The sequence below is a fragment of the Clostridia bacterium genome, assembly GCA_035561135.1.
GTDB lineage: Bacteria > Acidobacteriota > Terriglobia > Terriglobales > Acidobacteriaceae > DATMYA01.
Genome location: DATMYA010000071.1, coordinates 187,722 through 206,040, shown reverse-complemented (window position 1 = coordinate 206,040; position 18,319 = coordinate 187,722). Strand labels below are relative to the sequence as shown.

At 57.9% G+C, this 18,319-nt stretch carries 19 protein-coding genes and 1 tRNA gene; 10 read left to right on the top strand and 10 right to left on the bottom strand.

Annotated features, from left to right (window positions below; translation table 11 throughout):
* The 4 genes from pdxT to VN622_15255 all read left to right on the top strand — a co-directional run.
* A partial coding sequence (pdxT, locus tag VN622_15270) for a pyridoxal 5'-phosphate synthase glutaminase subunit PdxT (GenBank protein HWR37222.1) occupies positions 1-363 on the top strand: 363 nt, incomplete at its 5' end.
* Positions 364-538: 175 nt separating this feature from the next.
* Positions 539-1,861, top strand: a complete 1,323-nt coding sequence (miaB, locus tag VN622_15265) for a tRNA (N6-isopentenyl adenosine(37)-C2)-methylthiotransferase MiaB (GenBank protein ID HWR37221.1) — start codon at positions 539-541, stop codon at positions 1,859-1,861.
* 102 nt (positions 1,862-1,963) lie between these two features.
* On the top strand, positions 1,964-2,452 hold the full coding sequence (locus VN622_15260; protein HWR37220.1) for a bifunctional nuclease family protein: 489 nt from the start codon (positions 1,964-1,966) through the stop codon (positions 2,450-2,452).
* Positions 2,453-2,550: 98 nt separating this feature from the next.
* Positions 2,551-2,865 carry a hypothetical protein gene (locus VN622_15255; GenBank protein HWR37219.1) on the top strand — a complete coding sequence of 105 codons (315 nt, stop codon included), beginning with the start codon at positions 2,551-2,553 and terminating at the stop codon, positions 2,863-2,865.
* A gap of 199 nt (positions 2,866-3,064) precedes the next feature.
* Here the strand turns inward: VN622_15255 and truB are convergent, their stop codons facing one another.
* The gene (gene truB / locus VN622_15250; GenBank protein ID HWR37218.1) at positions 3,065-3,988 is read right to left on the bottom strand and encodes a tRNA pseudouridine(55) synthase TruB; all 924 of its coding nucleotides are present in this window, start codon (positions 3,986-3,988) and stop codon (positions 3,065-3,067) included.
* Positions 3,989-4,153: 165 nt separating this feature from the next.
* Between truB and VN622_15245 the strand changes: the two genes are divergently transcribed.
* Both VN622_15245 and VN622_15240 read left to right on the top strand, forming a co-directional pair.
* Positions 4,154-4,855: a rhomboid family intramembrane serine protease gene (locus VN622_15245; GenBank protein ID HWR37217.1), complete on the top strand. Its 702-nt coding sequence runs from the start codon at positions 4,154-4,156 to the stop codon at positions 4,853-4,855.
* A gap of 166 nt (positions 4,856-5,021) precedes the next feature.
* On the top strand, positions 5,022-5,516 hold the full coding sequence (locus VN622_15240) for a nuclear transport factor 2 family protein (protein ID HWR37216.1): 495 nt from the start codon (positions 5,022-5,024) through the stop codon (positions 5,514-5,516).
* 18 nt (positions 5,517-5,534) lie between these two features.
* On the opposite strand, the gene VN622_15235 is transcribed toward VN622_15240, so the two are convergent.
* The 5 genes from VN622_15235 to VN622_15215 all read right to left on the bottom strand — a co-directional run bounded on the left by VN622_15235 (position 5,535) and on the right by VN622_15215 (position 9,146).
* Positions 5,535-6,365 (bottom strand): SDR family oxidoreductase, encoded by an 831-nt coding sequence (locus VN622_15235; protein ID HWR37215.1) that lies wholly within the window; start codon positions 6,363-6,365, stop codon positions 5,535-5,537.
* Between the two features lie 104 nt (positions 6,366-6,469).
* Complete coding sequence (gene folE, locus VN622_15230) at positions 6,470-7,063, bottom strand: GTP cyclohydrolase I FolE (protein ID HWR37214.1); 594 nt, start codon at positions 7,061-7,063, stop codon at positions 6,470-6,472.
* Positions 7,064-7,108: 45 nt separating this feature from the next.
* Positions 7,109-7,531 (bottom strand): 6-carboxytetrahydropterin synthase, encoded by a 423-nt coding sequence (locus VN622_15225; GenBank protein ID HWR37213.1) that lies wholly within the window; start codon positions 7,529-7,531, stop codon positions 7,109-7,111.
* 8 nt (positions 7,532-7,539) lie between these two features.
* A complete protein-coding gene (locus VN622_15220; GenBank protein HWR37212.1) occupies positions 7,540-7,950 on the bottom strand; it encodes a 6-carboxytetrahydropterin synthase in 411 nt (136 codons plus the stop codon).
* 32 nt (positions 7,951-7,982) lie between these two features.
* Complete coding sequence (locus tag VN622_15215; protein ID HWR37211.1) at positions 7,983-9,146, bottom strand: glycosyltransferase family A protein; 1,164 nt, start codon at positions 9,144-9,146, stop codon at positions 7,983-7,985.
* Between the two features lie 42 nt (positions 9,147-9,188).
* On the opposite strand from VN622_15215, the gene VN622_15210 reads away from it, so the two are divergent.
* Entirely contained in the window at positions 9,189-9,689 is a 501-nt protein-coding gene (locus tag VN622_15210; GenBank protein ID HWR37210.1) for a TlpA disulfide reductase family protein, read from the top strand.
* A gap of 98 nt (positions 9,690-9,787) precedes the next feature.
* On the opposite strand, the gene VN622_15205 is transcribed toward VN622_15210, so the two are convergent.
* Positions 9,788-12,514, bottom strand: a complete 2,727-nt coding sequence (locus VN622_15205; GenBank protein ID HWR37209.1) for a heavy metal translocating P-type ATPase — start codon at positions 12,512-12,514, stop codon at positions 9,788-9,790.
* 159 nt (positions 12,515-12,673) lie between these two features.
* Between VN622_15205 and VN622_15200 the strand changes: the two genes are divergently transcribed.
* The gene (locus VN622_15200; GenBank protein HWR37208.1) at positions 12,674-12,901 is read left to right on the top strand and encodes a hypothetical protein; all 228 of its coding nucleotides are present in this window, start codon (positions 12,674-12,676) and stop codon (positions 12,899-12,901) included.
* Between the two features lie 296 nt (positions 12,902-13,197).
* On the opposite strand, the gene VN622_15195 is transcribed toward VN622_15200, so the two are convergent.
* Positions 13,198-13,274: transfer RNA gene (locus VN622_15195), tRNA-Arg, on the bottom strand.
* A gap of 189 nt (positions 13,275-13,463) precedes the next feature.
* Here VN622_15195 and VN622_15190 point away from each other — a divergent pair.
* Positions 13,464-13,805, top strand: coding sequence for a PAS domain-containing protein (locus tag VN622_15190; protein HWR37207.1), 342 nt, complete (start codon positions 13,464-13,466; stop codon positions 13,803-13,805).
* A 24-nt stretch (positions 13,806-13,829) separates the two neighbouring features.
* Here the strand turns inward: VN622_15190 and VN622_15185 are convergent, their stop codons facing one another.
* Positions 13,830-14,438, bottom strand: coding sequence for a hypothetical protein (locus VN622_15185; protein HWR37206.1), 609 nt, complete (start codon positions 14,436-14,438; stop codon positions 13,830-13,832).
* A complete protein-coding gene (locus tag VN622_15180) occupies positions 14,435-17,398 on the bottom strand; it encodes an Ig-like domain-containing protein (GenBank protein ID HWR37205.1) in 2,964 nt (987 codons plus the stop codon). Before VN622_15180 ends, VN622_15185 begins: the two co-directional genes overlap by 4 nt.
* Before the next feature lie 216 nt (positions 17,399-17,614).
* Between VN622_15180 and rdgB the strand changes: the two genes are divergently transcribed.
* Positions 17,615-18,241: an RdgB/HAM1 family non-canonical purine NTP pyrophosphatase gene (rdgB, locus tag VN622_15175; GenBank protein HWR37204.1), complete on the top strand. Its 627-nt coding sequence runs from the start codon at positions 17,615-17,617 to the stop codon at positions 18,239-18,241.
* The last annotated feature ends 78 nt before the right edge of the window (positions 18,242-18,319 follow it).

The following is an 18,319-nucleotide window of genomic DNA, read 5'->3' as shown; positions in this document are numbered from 1 at the left end:
CCAACCTTCGGCACCTGCGCGGGAGCTATCCTTCTCGCCAAAGATGTTGAGAATCCTCCGCAGCAGGGACTCGGCGCGCTGGACATCACCATTCGCCGAAACGCCTACGGACGCCAGCTAGAATCCGCCATCGTTGAGAATGTGACCAAGCTCGAAGGCGGCCCACTCGAACAGGTCTATATACGCGCGCCCCGCATTGAAAACGTCGGCCCCACGGTCGAAGTGCTCGCCGAGCGCGATGGCTTTCCCGTCCTCGTGCGGCAGGGAAGTACCATGGCGGCCACGTTCCATCCGGAACTGTCCGTAGATCCGCGTGTTCACGCCGAGTTTCTGAAATTGATCGAACGAACCAATCAGCCTTGATGCGAATGAAGGCGACGAACCAGTTGCTCTGCTCGCCCAAACTTTACTGCTTCAAAGGGAATGCAGTTCCGTTCGCGGCCTGCGGAGGTTGTCTCACAAAGGTCAACGTTGCCGATCAGTGACCTCCATCGCTCGCGATATACTGACTCAAAGCATCGCTGAGGATTTGCACGCCGTGAGTTCCCAGAACAAAACCTTTTTCATCGAGACCTTCGGCTGCCAGATGAACTTCCACGACTCCGAAAAAGTCGTCGGAACGCTCATCTCGCAGGGATACAAGCAGGTGGAGTCCGTCGAACAGGCCGACCTCATCTTCTATAACACCTGCTCCATTCGGGACAAGGCCGAGCAGAAAGTCTTCCATCGTCTCGCCGATTACAAGAAGCTTCAGGCCCAGGGGAAGAAGTTTGCCGTTATCGGCTGTGTCGCCCAGCAGGAAGGCGAGCACATCTTTGAACGCGCGCCACACGTGTCGCTGATCGCAGGTTCGGCCAGCTACCGCAACTTGCCAGAAATGCTCGTGCAGATTGAGGCAGGGAATCGCGCTACCGGGCTCGACGACCGCGAAACAGACCAGACCTTCGAAACCGAGTTCACCGCGCGGTCCAACCAGCATCGCGGCTACATCACCATCATCGAAGGTTGCGATAAGTTCTGCGCCTACTGCGTCGTCCCCTTTACCCGCGGCAAGGAGCGCAGTCGCACGTCAGATTCCGTCCTCGCTGAAGCTCGACGCATGGCGGAGGCGGGATACACGGATGTGCAACTCCTAGGGCAAAACGTTAACTCTTACCGCGATCCGTCTGGAAACAAGAGTTTTGCCGAGCTACTAACGGCCGTCGGGGAGCTTGCGGGAATTCGCCGTGTGCGCTTCACCACGTCCCATCCACGCGACTTCACGCGAGACATAGTTGATGCAATCGATTCCGTTCCAACGCTCTGCGACCACGTTCATCTGCCAGTGCAGAGCGGGTCCAGTCGCGTGCTTGCGTCGATGTACCGCGAGTACACCCGCGAGCAGTACCTTGAACGCATTGCCTGGATAAAGGGAACTCGCAACCGCAAGATTTCCATCACCACGGACATCATTGTCGGATTCCCCGGCGAAACCGAGGCCGAGTTTGCCGAGAGCCTCAGCCTCATCGACGAAGTCCAGTACGACGCCATTTTCACCTTCAAGTATTCGCCACGACCGAACACGCCATCTCTCAAGTACATCGATACGGTGCCCGAAGACGAGAAGACGCGCCGCCTTGCCGTCTTGAATGAGCGCCAGCGAGAAATTCAGAGAGCCAATTACCACAAGCACATAGGCGAGACTCTGGAAGTAATGGTCGAGGGCTACAACGCAGCGCGTGGGCAGGTCACCGGACGCACCTCGCAGAACAAGACTCTCAACTTCACCTGCGGCGACCGCTCGACTCCCGGCATCGGCGCATATGCTAACGTGCGCGTCACCCAGAGCTTCCCGAACAGCCTCGTCGGTGAACTGGTTTGAGCTTTGGCCTCAGCGTATTATGGGCGTCTGGCGGGCAAGACGGCAGGCTTGCCAGCCAACATTCACGCGTGGAACGCCGTCCAAACGTCATACGGAGCGCACATGGCTGAAGTCGAAATGAAGATTCGCGGACTCATGATGGATCCCGTCACCAACATGCCCATCGTGATCCTGAAAGACGTTGAGGGCGATTCTGTGCTGCCCATCTGGGTCGGAATCTATGAAGCGAACGCCATTGCGCTTGAGATCGAAAAGGTCACCACCCCCCGGCCGATGACGCACGATTTGCTAAAGAACCTGCTCACCGGCCTCGGTGCCCGCGTCCACAAGATCGTCATTACGGAGCTCAAGGACGATACCTTTTTCGCCGTCATCTGGACGCAGCACGAAGACCAGATCATCAGCATCGATTCGCGCCCATCGGATGCGCTCGCGCTGGCTCTGCGCGTAGATTGCCCAATCTTCGTTGACGACGAGGTATTGAAGACCTCCAAGCTGGCCACGGCGATGACCGATCGCGTCTCCAACGAAGAGCTCCGCAAGTGGCTGGACGGCCTAAACGACGACGACCTCGGCCGCTACAAGATGTAAAAAGACGGACCCAAGACACCAGGCGTCAGGCGTCAGCAGTCCTCGAAGCAGCCAGCCGGCTGCCTCGGAACTGGCAACGGGCGACTGGTGACTCATACATGCCCGATCCCTCTGAACAACTCGCACGCATCTACCAGGCCGGATTCGACCTCCAGACCTTCGACCGGTATCCCAACGCCATCGGAGTCGTGCGCGGCCAGTGCATCGCCTTGCTTCAAAGCTCGCCCACGGGACTCCAGTTCATAGGCGTGCCAGGTTGGCGAATGGGTGAAGTCCTCGGAGTTCTCATTGAGAAGGATGGGCACAAGTACTTCCAGGCGAAATCCGACTTTGTCGAAGCCACGCCGGCTCGCCTCAGCGAACTGAGCGAGTTTAGGGAAGACTTAAAGCAGTTGCTTGCACCTACGGCCTAGTCTGCTCAGGCAGAGATAGCGAGACCGATAAACCTCACCATATTCACGCGTCTTTATCGCTCACCTGGCGTTATTAACAGAATATCCGTTATCGGACATAGAGCATATTGGCGGAAATTTGCGGGGCCAGACGCTTGACCTCGTAATTTCAATGTTGAAGTTCACCTGAATCGTTGGCACCCGTCTCCCACGGGCCTGACTAACCCCTGCTCGCCACCGGCTCATTGCTGCCCATCAGCACTGCTTTTGGATGGAACAGCGTTCCGGCTACGCGGCTCATGATTGCAATGATCTCTCGCTGGCCGACGAACACCTTAATCAACTTCGCGCGCGACGTCTCCGGCAGGTTCACGGCGCGTCCGTTTCGGATCCAGTTCGCTTGTTCTTCCGTTGCAGTCACTGACGGCATTTCCGGCAGCACCCGCCTGGGGTGCACGAGCAAGTCTTCCAGTCCGGTGGCGCCGTGGACGGCCGCCTCGATCTGGTCGAGTGTCCGGGCGTCCTGCTGAGTGAACTCTGCGACCATGGTGCGCCGGAGCGCGCTCAGGTGCGCTCCGGTGCCCAATACCTGGCCAAGTTCATGGGCGATTGCCCGGATATAGGTGCCAGACGAAACCAGCGCTCGGAAGCGTGCGCGGTCGCCAACCAGGTCCAGCACTTCGAATTCTTTGATCTCTACCTGAGACCCCTTGAGTTGAACTTCCACCTTCTTGCGCGCCAACTTGTATGCCGGAACTCCATTGATCTTCTTCGCCGAGAATGGTGGCGGCACCTGTTCCAGCGGGCCGACAAATTTCGCAGCGGCCGCGCGGATGCTATCGAGGTTCAGAGTTTCTAGCGCGACCGCCCCGGAGACGTCCGCGCGCTCGCCTTCGGCGTCGTAGGTGTCGGTGGCGAATCCGAAGCGTATTTCGCCTTCGTAGGCCTTTATCGCGTCTCCGTAAAACTGCGCCAGTCGCGTCATACGGCCCAGTACGAGCGGAAGCACTCCGGTGGCCATTGGGTCCAGGGTTCCGAGGTGGCCAACAGACTTTTCGCCTAGCAAGCGGCGTACCCGGCCCACGACGTCGTGCGACGTCCATCCCGAAGGTTTATCGATGACAAGAATTCCGTTCGATGACATTGCCCTGCTATCGTCAACGCTAAGCGTCTCCGGGTCAACACAGACGGACGAATTTTGCGTATGATGTTCTCCGGACGAAATGCGTGAGATGGGGACACGCTTCGCGCTCGGATTTGTGTGCGAGCGGCTTTGCAGATGAACGCCCATCGCCGCGGCCTTTGCAAAATGATCCCACTCAGAGACGACGCGCCGCGCATCAACACTCCGTACATAACGTACTTCCTGTTGGCGGCAAACATCATCGTGTTTCTGTTTGAAGTGATGCTAGCGCCTCCCGTGCGCAACGCTTTCGTATACGAATTCGGGCTGGTCCCCGCGAATATCACGAATCTCCTGGGCGGAGTTCCACAGATCACGCCCGAGGCTGCGCTGCTTCCAATCGTTACTTCCATGTTTCTGCACGGATCCTGGCTGCACCTTATCGCGAACATGTGGGCACTCTATATTTTCGGCGACAACGTTGAGGATCATCTCGGACACTTTCTCTACCTCGTCCTCTATCTCGGGACGGGCGTCGCCGCGTCGCTCGTTCACACGGCATTCAATGTCAATTCGACGGTTCCGAGCGTCGGCGCCAGCGGCGCTATCGCTGGGATTATGGGCGCGTACTTCGTGCTCTATCCCGCCGCGCGCGTACTCACGCTCGTTCCTTTCTTCTTCATCTTCTTCGTCTGGCTACCCGCTTGGGTTGTGCTCGGCTACTGGTTCGTCGCGCAGTTTCTGAGCGGAGCCGCGACGGCCATTACAGCCACAAGTCGCACCACCGGCGGTATCGCTTTCTGGGCGCATGTCGGAGGGTTTGTCGCAGGCGTGGTGTTGATCAGGCTTCTGCCTTCGCGTCCGCGCCGCTATCGCTACGGTACCTAAGGCGGCCAGTCGTTCCGTTCGATCAATAGCCACAGTGTAAGCAGCTACTTTGGCCTGCGACTCTCGAATTACGTTGCATGTAACAGAGCCACGGCACTAATATTCCTGCCGGCAGTTCCCCTCCGTTTCATCCCCTGGCTTGATATCCCTGTATAGGAGAATCAGTATGACTTTCCGCAGCGTGATGGTTGCCTCCATGCTTTGCTTCGTACTCGCGGCCAGTGCCGTTGCCCAGGGCACAATGCCCCAAAGCGGCAAGGATAGTGGCGACCCGAAGGTCGCTCAACAGATCCGTGACTTGGAAACGAAGGGACGCGAAGCATTGCTAAAGGCTGACTCGAGTTGGGCTCAGCAGCATCTCGCCAACGACTTCATGGGCATCAGCGGTCGTGGAGTCGCCTCGGACAAGCAAACCAGTATCGCGAACCGCCAAAGCGGAAAGCTGAAGTATGACTCGCTAAACTGGAGCGAGATGACAGTCCGCGTGCTTGGTGATGCCGCCATTGTCTCCGGCAAAGTGAATCTCAAGGGGACGTTTGAAGGGCGTGATATTTCTGGCGACTACATGGTCACCCGCGTTTGGGCGAAGCGCGGCGGGCAATGGCAAATTGTTTCTTCCCAGTCCACCCGGATCGAGCAACCACAAACAAGCTCGCGCTGAGATATGAGGCTGGCGTGACTAGAGTGCGCCGCTGGTGGGCGTAATCACCAACTCCGACACGGTCGTATTCTGCGGGAGCAGGATGGCCGCCAGCAGCGCCTCCGCAATGCTTTCCGGAGCCATCATGCGTTCCCGCGGCGCATCGGGCCAGAACTGCTTCCATATCTCCGTGGACGTCGCACCGGGCACCAGTCCTATAACGCGAATGCCGCGTGGCCGCAGCTCTTCGCGCAGTGAGTCCGTGAATCCAAGGGCTCCGTGCTTTGAAGCGTTATAAGCCGACATGCCTGGGAACACGGTCTTTGCGGAGACCGAAAGATTGTTAACGATCGTGGCGCCGCGCGCCATCAGCGCCACAGCCGAACGCGTAGTCAGGAATAGACCAGTCAGGTTCGTCCCGACGACCTCGGTCCACACTTCCAGTGGAAGTCGATCCACATCCTGAAGCGGGTGCGCCACCCCAGCGTTGTTCACCAGGATGTCCAGTTTCCCAAATTGTTTCTTAAGAGCCACAAACAGCCGCGCCACGGATTTCGGGTCCCTCACGTCGCAGTGTCGCGTCAGGACAGTGCCTGCAAGGTCGCGGGCTAACCTCTTCAGGGCCGAATCATCGCGCCCGGTAACAACGACTGTGCACCCTTCCGCAGCCAGCGCGCGTGCGATCGCCAGCCCAATTCCGCGACTTCCGCCGGTAACGACGGCTACCTGCCCGCTCAGCTTGCCTTCGAAAGTTTTCGTCTCCGGTGAGATTGTCGTTGGGTGAACCGAGCTAGAAGCGCCCTTTCGCGCTTCCCTGCTTGCACTTTTGCTGATGTTCCTGGGGGTGTTCGATGCGACTTTCTTTGCCATGCGAAACCGTCTATCCAATCAGAACTGCAACATGCCGCCGTATCGATCGAAGACCGACGATCTGACGATCCACTAGCCTACGCTCGCTCGAACTCGCTGCGCTCTTAAAATCCGTTTCCGTTCTTATTCCGGATGAGCGCCAGGAACTCTTCGCGCGTCTGCTTGCTGCGGAATGCGCCAAGCATGCAGGAGGTCACGGTCGCCGAATGTTGTTTCTCAACGCCCCGCATCATCATGCAAAGGTGTCGCGCCTCAATGACAACGCCTACGCCGAGAGGTTCCACTACCCTCATGATTGCCCCTGCAATGTCCGTTGTCATGCGTTCCTGAACCTGTAGCCGGCGCGAGAAAATCTCTACCAGTCGCGGCAGCTTGCTAAGACCTATCACCTTGCCCTTGGGGATATACGCGATGTGCACCTTGCCGAAGAACGGCAACATGTGATGCTCGCAAAGGCTGAACATTTCAATATCTTTTACGATGACCATCTCATCGTAGCTCACGGTGAAGAGCGCGCCGTTGAGGATCGCATCTGGATCGTCGCGGTATCCCTTGGTCAGGAAGTCTATTGATTGATGCACTCGCTCAGGCGTTCGCAGCAGGCCCTCGCGGTCGGGATCTTCTCCAATACGCACTAGCATCTCGCGAACCAGTTCTTCGCAAGTTGCGCTCGTCAACGTCGGTGTTGTTGTCCTCATTGCTCCATCGCTTTCATATTCACAATCCCGCAGGCTGCTTTCGAGTTACCGCAGCGGCTCAGCTCCGCCTGCAAATTCAACGCTGTTCATCGTGGTTTCTTCCAGCCGCACTTTGTCGAGATGTGCGGCGCTGAACCCCTGCTTCACAATGTTGTAGACCAATTCGCAGAGGTTTTCACTGCTGGGCACAATCCCGCGGAATTCATCCAGGTGATTGAGATTCTGGTGATCGAAGCGTTCCAGCACATGCTCGCGAATGTACGAATCCAAATCCACCAAGTTGCAAATCATCCCTGTCGCTGGATCGACGTGCCCGCTCACCGAAACTTCAACATAGTAATTGTGGCCGTGCCCGTGTGGGTTGTTGCACTTGCCATATGTCGCGCGGTTTTCCTCCGCACTCATCGAGTCGCAGTGCAGGCGATGCGACGCCGAAAGCATGTACCGCCTTGTCAGATAGGCTTTCATGTGCTTGGCTACTCTTCTCCGTAGTAGTCCACAAACAGGTCCGGCGTCTCGTATAACCGGACACGGTGCAACCGTGCCACCGTCAATTTCGAATGAATTCGTTTCCACGCAGCGATGGCAATGTTTTCCGTGGTTGGAATGGCCGTCGCAAATTCCGGAACCTCTTTGTTCAGGTAGCGATGGTCCATCGCCTCGACGATTTCGCTGTTCAGCACTTCTTTTAAATCTTTCAGGTCGATCACGAATCCCGTCCGGTCATCAATCTCGCCCTTCACCGTGACTTCCAGCGCGTAATTGTGTCCGTGCCCGTGAAGGTTATTGCACTTTCCGAAAATGCGTCGATTCTCCTCAGCCGTGAACTCCGGGTTGTGATAGTGGTGCGAAGCGGAAAACTCGCATTTGCGCGTCAGATAGATCATCTCGTCCTGTATCGATCAGCGTTCTATATCAATCAGTGTTCGGGATTCCCGCCCGCTGATTTGGTCTTCAGTGCTCGCCGGTTCTCATTGGATACATTGAGCGCTCTCGCCGATTCATATCCTGAGTACGTGCGCCCGCGCCATGTTACGAACCCCTTCTTATGACAGAGTGCGGAACGCAGCAAAAGATACGCAAACATCGGCCCGCCGAAGACGGCGAGCAGCGTCGATAGCAGATCAAAATGTGCTTTCCTCACCCTGAAAACAAAATTCAGCCAGACGGAGACGCCTACGATTGCCGATGCGCCTGCCATCAGATACGCGCCCGTCGTGGCAGCGACCAGTGCCGCCACAACTGCTGTCGCAATCACGACAAACTCACATGCTCGCAGTGCTGCCAGTCGTTTCGGCGGAACGAACAACAGTGCCAGGTTCTTCGTCCAACCTTCACGCATCTGCGTCCAGCCGCGATACATGCGCGTTCGCACCGAATCTCCGCCAAACCGGAACACCAGCCGCGCGCCGCTATGTTTCACCAACCGCGCGAGCGCAACATCCTCCAGTAAGTCGCCGGCGACGGCAGCGTGTCCACCAATCTGCTCGTAAACAGTCCGGCGTATTAAAAGATACTGTCCGTTCGCCGCGGCCGTCGCTGAACTTGGGTTGCAAACGTCCTTGGGCCTGTACTTCGTTGCCAGTTCAGAGAACACTACCGGCATCAGCGCGCGCTCGGCGAATCCCTCCACAACCTGCTGCGGCGAATACGACAGCAGCGCAGCGCCGGCCTCCTCAGCTTCGTGCACACTTCTTGCGAGCGAGCCGGCCAGGTGTTCCGTGTCTGCATCTGTGAAGAGCAGCCACTCGCCTGCTGCCTCTTTCACCGCGGCCCAGCAGGCGTTCACCTTGCCGGACCATCCGGGCGGCAGTGGCGGCGACTGCATTACCCGTACCCGCAGTATTCCAGGGTTGGTGCCGATAACTGGGCACTCCTTCACGCGCGTGAAACGTTCGGCGATTGCCGCAGTCGCATCGGTCGAAGCATCGTCCACAACGATCAACTCGAAGGAAACTCCCTGCTGCGCAACGAGCGAGCGCAGGCAGCGTTCCAAGCATGCCTCTTCGTTCCGCGCTGGGACTACTACGGTGACTCTTGGCACCGCCGTGTTTGTTACCAGTTCCGGTGTCTTGCTTTCCACTTCAGAAGGCATCTTCTTGTCGTTCTTAGTATTATATGAGTCGTGAGCCGCTTTGCCCGTTATCTCGTAATGCTTGCGCTAGTTGCCGCCGTTTCCCTCGGACTCGCGGGGTGCCGTGGCACTGCGCCTCCGAATATCGGAAACGCCGCGCCAGACTTCACTGTCAGGGACGCCGACCGCAGCGTGACCCTGAGTCATTTTCGCGGAAAACCCGTTCTGCTGAATTTCTGGGCTACATGGTGTCCGCCATGCGTGGAGGAGATGCCATCCATGATCGCCCTCCAGAAGCAACTCGGTGACAAGGTCGTAATCCTCGCCGTCAGCACAGACGTGGACGCCGATGCTTACAAGAAGTTTACCGAGAAGCGAACGCAGGGCCTGCTTACCGTTCGCGACGCCGAGCACAAGTCCAACTCGCTCTACGGCTCCTACCAGTTTCCCGAAACGTTCCTGATCGATCGCGATGGCATCATTCGTCGCAAGTTCATCGGCCCCCAGGAATGGACTTCGCCGGAGATTATTGACTACCTCAGCAAACTCTAGTCATTCGATAAGATTGAAAAGGCGCACTCGAGCCAATCTCGGTGCGCCTTTTTGCTACACAGCGTTGAGCCCGAATTGGGCTTGCGGCCACCGAGCTATCACAGCTTCACATGCCTCAAGCGCAACGCGTTCGTGATCACCGACACTGAGCTGAAGCTCATTGCCGCCGCCGCGATGATTGGGCTCAACAGAATTCCAAAGAATGGATACAGCACTCCCGCTGCGATCGGCACGCCCAGCGCGTTATAAATGAACGCGAAGAACAGGTTCTGCCGGATATTGCGCATCGTCGCTTCACTTAACTTCTTTGCGCGCGCAATGCCCCGCAGGTCGCCTTTTACTAGCGTTATGCCGGCTGACTGCATGGCAACGTCCGTGCCCGTACCCATCGCAATGCCAACCTGCGCCTGCGCCAGTGCTGGCGCGTCATTGATGCCATCGCCTGCCATCGCCACGATTCGTCCCTGCTGCTGAAGCCGCTTCACGACATCCAACTTCTTCTCCGGCAGCACTTCGGCTTCGAACTCCGCAATGCCCAACTTCCGCGACACCGCCTGCGCCGTCGTGCGGCTGTCGCCCGTCAGCATCACGACCTTCACGCCTTCCGACGCCAACAATCGCAGGGCCTCTACCGTTGACTGCTTCACGGGGTCGAGGACGCCCAGCACACCCGCGATGCGGCCATCGATCGCAACGAACATCACAGTGTGCCCTTCGCCGCGCAATTTCTCGGCACCCTGGAGCAACGTCCCAGGTTGAATTCCCAATTCGCTAATCATTCGGTCGTTGCCGACTGCGACCCTCCGCCCCTGCACTTCGCCTGTGACTCCGAGCCCGGTCAACGACTTGAAATTCCCCGGTTGGGACAGTTGCAGCCCATTGGCCTCCGCCGCTCTCACAATCGCGGCACCCAGTGGATGCTCGCTCCCGCGCTCCAGGCTCGCGACTGTGCGCACTACCTCGTCTTCCGTGAATCCGTCCGCTGCCTCCACTGCCTCCAGGCTCGGCCGTCCTTCGGTCAGCGTTCCCGTCTTGTCGACGACGATGGTGTCCACCTTCTCCATCGTTTCCAGTGCTTCGGCGTTCTTGATAAGCACTCCGGCGGTTGCGCCGCGACCCGTGCCGACCATGATCGCCATCGGCGTCGCAAGCCCCAAGGCGCATGGACACGCGATGATCAGCACCGCCACCGCATTCACCAGCGCGTAAGGCAGCCGCGGCTCTGGTCCAACAAACATCCACACAATAAACGTGACGACCGCCACGGCGATCACCGCAGGGACGAACACGGCAGCGACTTTGTCAGCGAGTCGCTGGATCGGAGCGCGGCTGCGCTGCGCCTCGCTCACCATGCGAACGATCTGCGCCAGCATCGTCTCGCTACCAACACGTTCAGCGCGCATCACCAGCGTTCCCGTGGCGTTCACCGTGGCGCCGATAACCCGCGTTCCTGCCGATTTCTCAACTGGCATCGACTCGCCCGTAATCATCGACTCATCGACTGCGCTCGCACCTTCCAGCACCGTGCCATCGACAGGAATCTTCTCGCCCGGACGAACCCTGAGTCGCACGCCAACCTGTACGCTTTCCAGCGGCACGTCACGCTCGCTGCCATCCTCGGCGACCACTCGCGCCATTTTCGGAGAAAGGTCCAGCAGCGCGCGGATCGCAAGCGAAGTCCGGCTCCTCGCACGTAACTCCATCACCTGCCCTACGAGGACAAGAATCGTAATCGCCGCTGCCGCTTCGTAATAAACGTCCGGTTGTCCGTGCGGCCCGCGCAGCGACTCAGGAAACAGTCCCGGCGCAAACGTAGCCACGGCACTGTAGATGTAAGCAACGCTCACGCCCAGGCCTATCAGCGTGAACATATTCGGAGAGCGGAACTTCACGGAGTTCCAGGCGCGCTCAAAAAATGGCCATCCCGCCCACAGCACTACCGGCGAAGCCAACAGCAACTGCAGCCAGGTCACCAGTCGTATCGGCAAAACGTGTGCCAGCACGGTCATGTGCCCCATGGCCAGCAACAGAAGCGGCACGCCAAATAGCAGGCTTACTTTCAGCCTGCGCCACATATCGTTCAACTCGGGATTTTCTTCCGCAGCAGCTGTAACCACTCGCGGCTCCAACGCCATCCCGCATATAGGACAAGCACCTGGCTTGTCTCTCACCACCTCGGGATGCATGGGACAAACGTACTCGACCTTCTTTGCCGGTGCCGTGATCGTCTCTGCCTCAAGCGCCATTCCGCACTTTGGACACGCACCCGGATGATCCTGCCTCACCTCAGGGTCCATCGGGCAGACATACCACGACTGCGCCTGCGCAGTTCCGGTTGAATTCATCGCCGCGTCACTTGGCGCACTCACCACCGGCGACGGACTCATCCCGCCTGGCTTATAATCTGGGCTAAGAAATTTCTCCGGCTCGGTCTGGAACCGTTCCCTGCACTTCGGATTGCAGAAGTAGTAGGTGGTTCCCTTGTACGAATACTCTCCACCGCGTGCGTTCTGTGGATCGACCATCATCCCGCAGACAGGGTCTTTCACCCGTGTGCCCGCAGTCTGTGTCGATTGCGGTTGCGCTCCGATCTTCACCACCGGGCTTGCACCGGCCGGCATCCCACCCGGCTTGTAGCTCGGGTCAAGGTAACGCGCCGGCTCGGACTTGAATCGTTCGTTGCACCTGGCGCTGCAGAAGTAGTAAGTGACACCCTTGTATTTGTGCTGCCCACCGCGAGCGTTCTGTGGATCAACGGCCATGCCGCAAACCGGATCCTTGACCTTCACAGGCTGCACTGCCTTCGTTGCATCTGCTGCGTCCATGTTATTAGTCCCCATCCAATCGTAGGTCCATCTTCCCACAGCGTCCGCACGAAGAGCGAGTGCAGGTTGCCGCTGGTAAAAAGCGCGAAGGTTGCTATTATTTAGTTCTGATTCGCTGGATTTATTACAGGGCTCAACTATTTTCAGGAAGGCGAACGCATGACCGCCGTCGAAGTCCAATTCAAGTACGTTGTTCCTCCAACTGAGGCTGTGCTCCGCGCCATTGACAGCGTGCGCCAAGTCTACGGAATCCGCAGCATCCGATTCCAGGAGAGCGAAAGCGTCATTCGAGTCGAGTTCGATGCTACCCGACTGAATGAAGCCTCCGTGGCTTCTCTTCTGCGCAGATCAGGTCTGGATATAAGAGAAAAACTGGAACTTGTTTAGCATCTAAGAAAAAGCGAAGGGGTCTTCCGTAAGTCTCTGGCCGAGTACCTTACGAAAAACCCCTTCACGCGCCACTTCGTCTGTCTTAGCTAAAGCACTCCCCGTGCCAATCTGGCCGTTGCTGAAAATGCTGGACTTACGTAAGTCTCCGAACTACATCTACCTGTAGGATTTGCAAGCCACCGATAAGTTTTACTCGTAGTGCGGCGATCGTCCTAGCTAGGTTGGGGGACGGCTCGTTGCCTGAAATAGGCTGAAAATAGCAAAGCCGCCATTACCGGCGGCTTGTACCTTCATGGTGGGCCCGGAGCGATTCGAACGCCCGACCCCTTCGTTCGTAGCGAAGTGCTCTATCCAGCTGAGCTACGGGCCCAACGAAAGTTAGTATACGCAACGTTCCGGTGTGTCGCAAGTCCCTTGGGACCAGATGTCATTACGAGTAGAGTTCCCGCTGCAACGGCCCCTGCCAATGCAAATCTCCATGAACGCTCAATCGATCCGAGCATGCTTGGGATGTATTCTGCCTAGGGAAGTAGTTTCTAAAACTGCAAGGTGGTTTGCGTTGGACGATCATTTCCTGACCCTGTTTAAGTACAGCCCGATCCCTATGTATTGGTGGCGACTGACTGATGCCACGTTCGATCCGGTGTTGGTGGATTTCAATGATGCGGCATCCGAAATGACCGGCGGTCGCATTCAGGAGTTGATCGGCACTCGCTGCTCCGCTATGTACGCAGATGACGAGAGAATCCGGGATGATTTCCGAGTAGCTTTTCACGATAAGAGGACCGTTCGTCGAACTTTGCGATACAGACTCCGCTCGACGGGGCAGGTCGGCTCGTTCAATGCTTCTTATATCTTCATCGCGCCTGATTCGGTGATCGTTGCCGTCTTGCCGTTGTAATTGTTTCCGCTTGAAACGCTTGAACTATTGCGAACCATCGCACGCCGGACGAAAAGCCTTCGCGATCATCTCGCCGAAAGACTTTTCCAGCTGTTCGAAAGCTCCAGCCTGCGCCCGCAGCACTAGCTCCACCACCACGCCGTCGCCGCGTTGAACTCGCAATTCCTTAGCTCGCCAGGGCTGCCCGTGTTCGAAATAGCTCTGTCGAGTGATAAGCGCAGGCAAGCCTGCGACGCGGGTCGGCTCGTTCTTCGCCGCAAGTTCCTTCACCATTTGATCGCGAAGATGGTCCTCGGCATCCTCAGCTACGTCCTCCAGCGACTTGGGCTTTCTGCCCTCTTCGTTGTTGTTGTTGAAGGCTCCGAGCGTAATTACCGACACCTTCATACCGGGGTTCGTGGCCTGGAGCAGGTCGCCGCTGAATAGCTCCTCTGCCTTCCATCCTGACGGGAACGCTGCACAGAAACCCCACTTCACACTCCTGTAGGGCATAGTCTTGCTGGCGCTTGTCTTTTGGGCGCCCGATGAGCGCGCCTTTCCAGACTGTTCTCGCTGCGCCATTGCCGCAAGGTTTCCCAGCAGCACTAGAACCAGCATCATCGCCAGCATCAGCCGTTGCATTCGTCTTGTCATTTCAGCAGCCCGAAGACGGCCACCTGGCCCTTCAGCGGCACGTAAACTTTTCCGTTCGCCACAGTGGGCGGTGTGAATTTCACAGCCGTGGTCATTGAATCGCGCGATCCTGCCTGCGTGCTGCTGTAAAGCTGCTCTGTGATGTCCAGGGCGTTGAACGCACGCAACACTGCCCCGCCGCTGCTCGGCTTCTCGATCGCCCATAGGATTCCGTTCGCCGTCCCATTCGAACTGATCACCGGATTCGTACCCGGAAAATCGAACGTAATCGAAGACTTTGTGGCCGAGGACGAAAGCTGGCCATTCGAGTAGCGGAACGCGTACACCGGTCCAGTCTCAGCGCTGATGTACACCAGACCATTCCAGTACACCGGCTGTTCATGACAATGGCTCACCAGCACCTTATCCAAATACTGCGCAATCTGGTTATTGCTGCTTGCCTGGTATTTGCCCATGTTCCCGGTGTCGACCAAGTACACGGAGCCCTTCTTGTCGGCGCCTACCAATCGGTTGCCCGGCAGCAGGGTCGGCGCGCCCACGCCCAAGTCGATGTCGTGCGAGTTCATGTTCGACTGGTCGAAAGGAGTGAAATAGTCCAGCACCTGCCCCGTCGGACCCAGCTTGACGAAGCTATCGCCATACTCCTTGCCTCCGCTGCTTGCCGTGAAGGTGCCGTTGCCGGACATGTAGTACAGGTTTCCGTTCGCATCCACAGGCAGGCCACCGCCGCTCATCCATATGCCGCCGCGCCGGCCGTTCGGTGAGTTGTTGTGGACGGCTAGCTGCGCGAGCGTATCCGCGTCGTAACCAATCACCCAGCCATGGTACGGCCCGTTGTCGCCGTGCGAAGCCCAGGCGATGTACACCACCCCATTCGAAAGCGTCAGCGCCGGACGTTGCAGTTCAATCTTTGCCTGGAACGAAACATTGCCGCTGCCGTCCGTGCCGTCGCCTGTTCCCTTCACCGTAGCCGTTATCTTCTTTGGGCCGCCAAACTTCTCGGCGCCGTTCGTGATGTCCAATGCGTGCAGCCGCTGGACATATGTTCCGCTCTCTTTCGTCGCGGCCACCACATACAGAGTCTTCGAGTTGGGATCGATCACCGGAGTTCCCGTGATGCCAATCTCCGGATAGATCGTGCTGCCCACGTCGCTCTGCGGAATGGTAGTCACACCCGTTCCCAGGAAGCTCTTTTTCCAGAGCGGTGCGGTTGTGGAGCCATTGGCGTCGAACGCATAAACGCTGTTGTGCTCGGTCGCAACGTACAACACGTTGCGAGTCGTTCCATTGATCGTTACGTTCGGAACGTAAAGGGGCTGCGCGTAAACGTATCCGTCCACCGTGTACGTCCACTTCTTTCCGAACAAACTTGAGTTGACGTTCGAAGGCGTCAAAATGGTCTCGCTCTTGTTCGCGCCCTGACGCGTATTGCCGTACTTGTACGTGAACATCCCCGAAAAGGCAGACGTCGTCGGACTGCCCACGGTCACCGTAGAACTATCGCTCTTGGAGTTATCGGCGTCACTGATGGCGGTCACGGTATGCATGCCGTCGATATTTGGCGCCGTGTAGAGGCCGCCACCACTAACCGTACCCACGGTGTTATCGCCACCGGTGATGCCGTCCACCACCCATGTCACTGATGTGTTCGACGCGTTCTGCACGGACGCAGCGAACTGCACCGTGCCGCCTTTGGCGACACTAGCCGTGGAAGGCGACACCGTCACCGAGATGGCCGTGGATGCTGCGACCGTGACATACACCGTCTTTTTGAATAACGTCGATCCGTTGTATGCCTGCACGGTCAGGCGTCGCGTGCCCGCCGCCATGGTCACATACGTATCGAGGCTGCTGGCGGAAACCTGGTTAACCTTCACCCCGTCAACGTAGATCTGCAGGTACTGCACCTTCGTGCTTGAGGTAGTGCTCGCCACGACATGCACTGGCGAGTTCACCGTTGCGCCGTCGGTCGGCGAGCAGAGCGTTACGGACGGACTCGCCGTCCCCGGAGTACACCCGCTCTCGGAAACGCCGACGCTGACCTGCGCGCTCTTGTTGGGATCAGCAACGCTCACAGCTTTGATCTTATGGCTGCCTACGACGCTCGGCGCCGCGTAGAGTCCACTCGAACTGATCGTGCCAACGGTGCCGTTGCCACCCTGCACTCCGTCCACATACCATGTCACACCCGTGTTCGTCGTGCCAGAAACGGTCGCCTTGAACTGCTGCGTGCCGCCGGGCGCCACAGTCGCAGACTCGGGGGAGATTGTCACCGTGATGGAAGTCGATCCGGAAGTCACATTGATGTATTCAGCCGTCTTGAAGTAAGTGCCGTCGTACGCCTGCACCGCTAAACGATGCTGCCCGCTGGTCATGTTCACATTAGTATTCAGCTTTGAGCCGCTGACCTGGTAAGCCTTCGTACCATCGACATAGACCTGCATGAACTGCACGGTCTTGCTGGAGTTTGCCGCTGCTATTACGTTGACCGGCGATGCAACGCCCGCACCGTCTGCTGGCGAGCAGATCCGTACCGAGGGATCCGCCGTCCCGGGCGTGCATGAAGCCGTGCTGCCGCTGACCGCGATGTATATGGTCTTCTTGAAGTACGTCCCGTTGTAGGCCTGGACCGTCAAGCGATGCGTTCCCGCAGACATATCCAGGTCAATATCGAGGTCGTGACCGGGGAGGCTATACTTCTTCACGCCATCGAGCCAGACCTCTACGAACTGCACGGCCGTGGCGGAAGTTGTTCCGGCAACGATGTGTACCGGTGAGGTCACGGTCGCTCCATCCGGCGGAGTACAGATCGTCACCGACGGTGACGCAGTATTCAGCGTGCAAGGAGTATGAGCAGCAGCGGGGTGGGCGTTGAGGACGAGGACTACGAATGCGGCGATTAGAAGAGCGGCCTTGCTGAAGACAGTTTGGGAGCGATGGTCAGTAACAACAGTAGGCATGGCCTCCTCGGTTGCAACGGGCGGATTGTATGTACACGGGGAAGATGCCTGAACGTCAACTTTGGTGGGCTGTTTACGTCAGCTTTCATGCACTATTCACCCGTGCTTCAGCCGGGAGCGTGGCTTTAGCTCTCACTCGGTACTCCTAAGAAAGTTTGTCCTGCAGCAGCGAACCACTCGGCTGTCTCGGCACACTCGGTTTGCTACCCTGTTGGTATGCGCGTCCTCATCGCCAGTTCCAACCCCGGCAAACTCCGCGACTTCGCCGCCGTCGCCTCTCTGCATAATGTCGAGGTCGCCCTCATGCCGGACTTCTCCAGCTACCCTGAAGCCGTCGAAGACGGAAGCAGCTTCGACGAGAATGCGCGTAAGAAGGCGGAGCACTACAGCCGATTCCTACCGGGCACCCTCGTTCTTGCGGACGATTCCGGACTGGAGGTGGACGCCCTCGGGGGAGCCCCCGGCGTATTCTCGGCCCGCTATGCTGCGCTCGGCCCTGAAGTGTTTGGCAACTCACCGGACGATGCCAACAATGCGCGCCTCATCCGGGAACTCGCACCAATCCCAGAGGCTCAGCGTACAGGCCGTTTTGTGTGCGTTATTGCAATCGCGCGGAACGGCCAGACGCTTGCCACGTTTCGCGGTGCGGCCGAGGGATTGATTCGGAGTGAACTGCGCGGCACAGGCGGCTTCGGCTACGATCCCCTGTTCTATTTCCCGGGACTTCGAAAAACCTTCGCGGAACTTTCCCCGCCGGAAAAGGCGGTAGTCAGCCACCGGGGGATGGCCTTCGCGGCCTTTCTTGACTGGTGCGATCACCAAGGCTTAGTTCGAAGCTCCTGAGCTACCGAGTCGCTCAGCCGACAAGCTACTGAGAAAAAATCTGTTCTCCTGGAGCGAGGGCGTAAGCCTGAGTCGAAG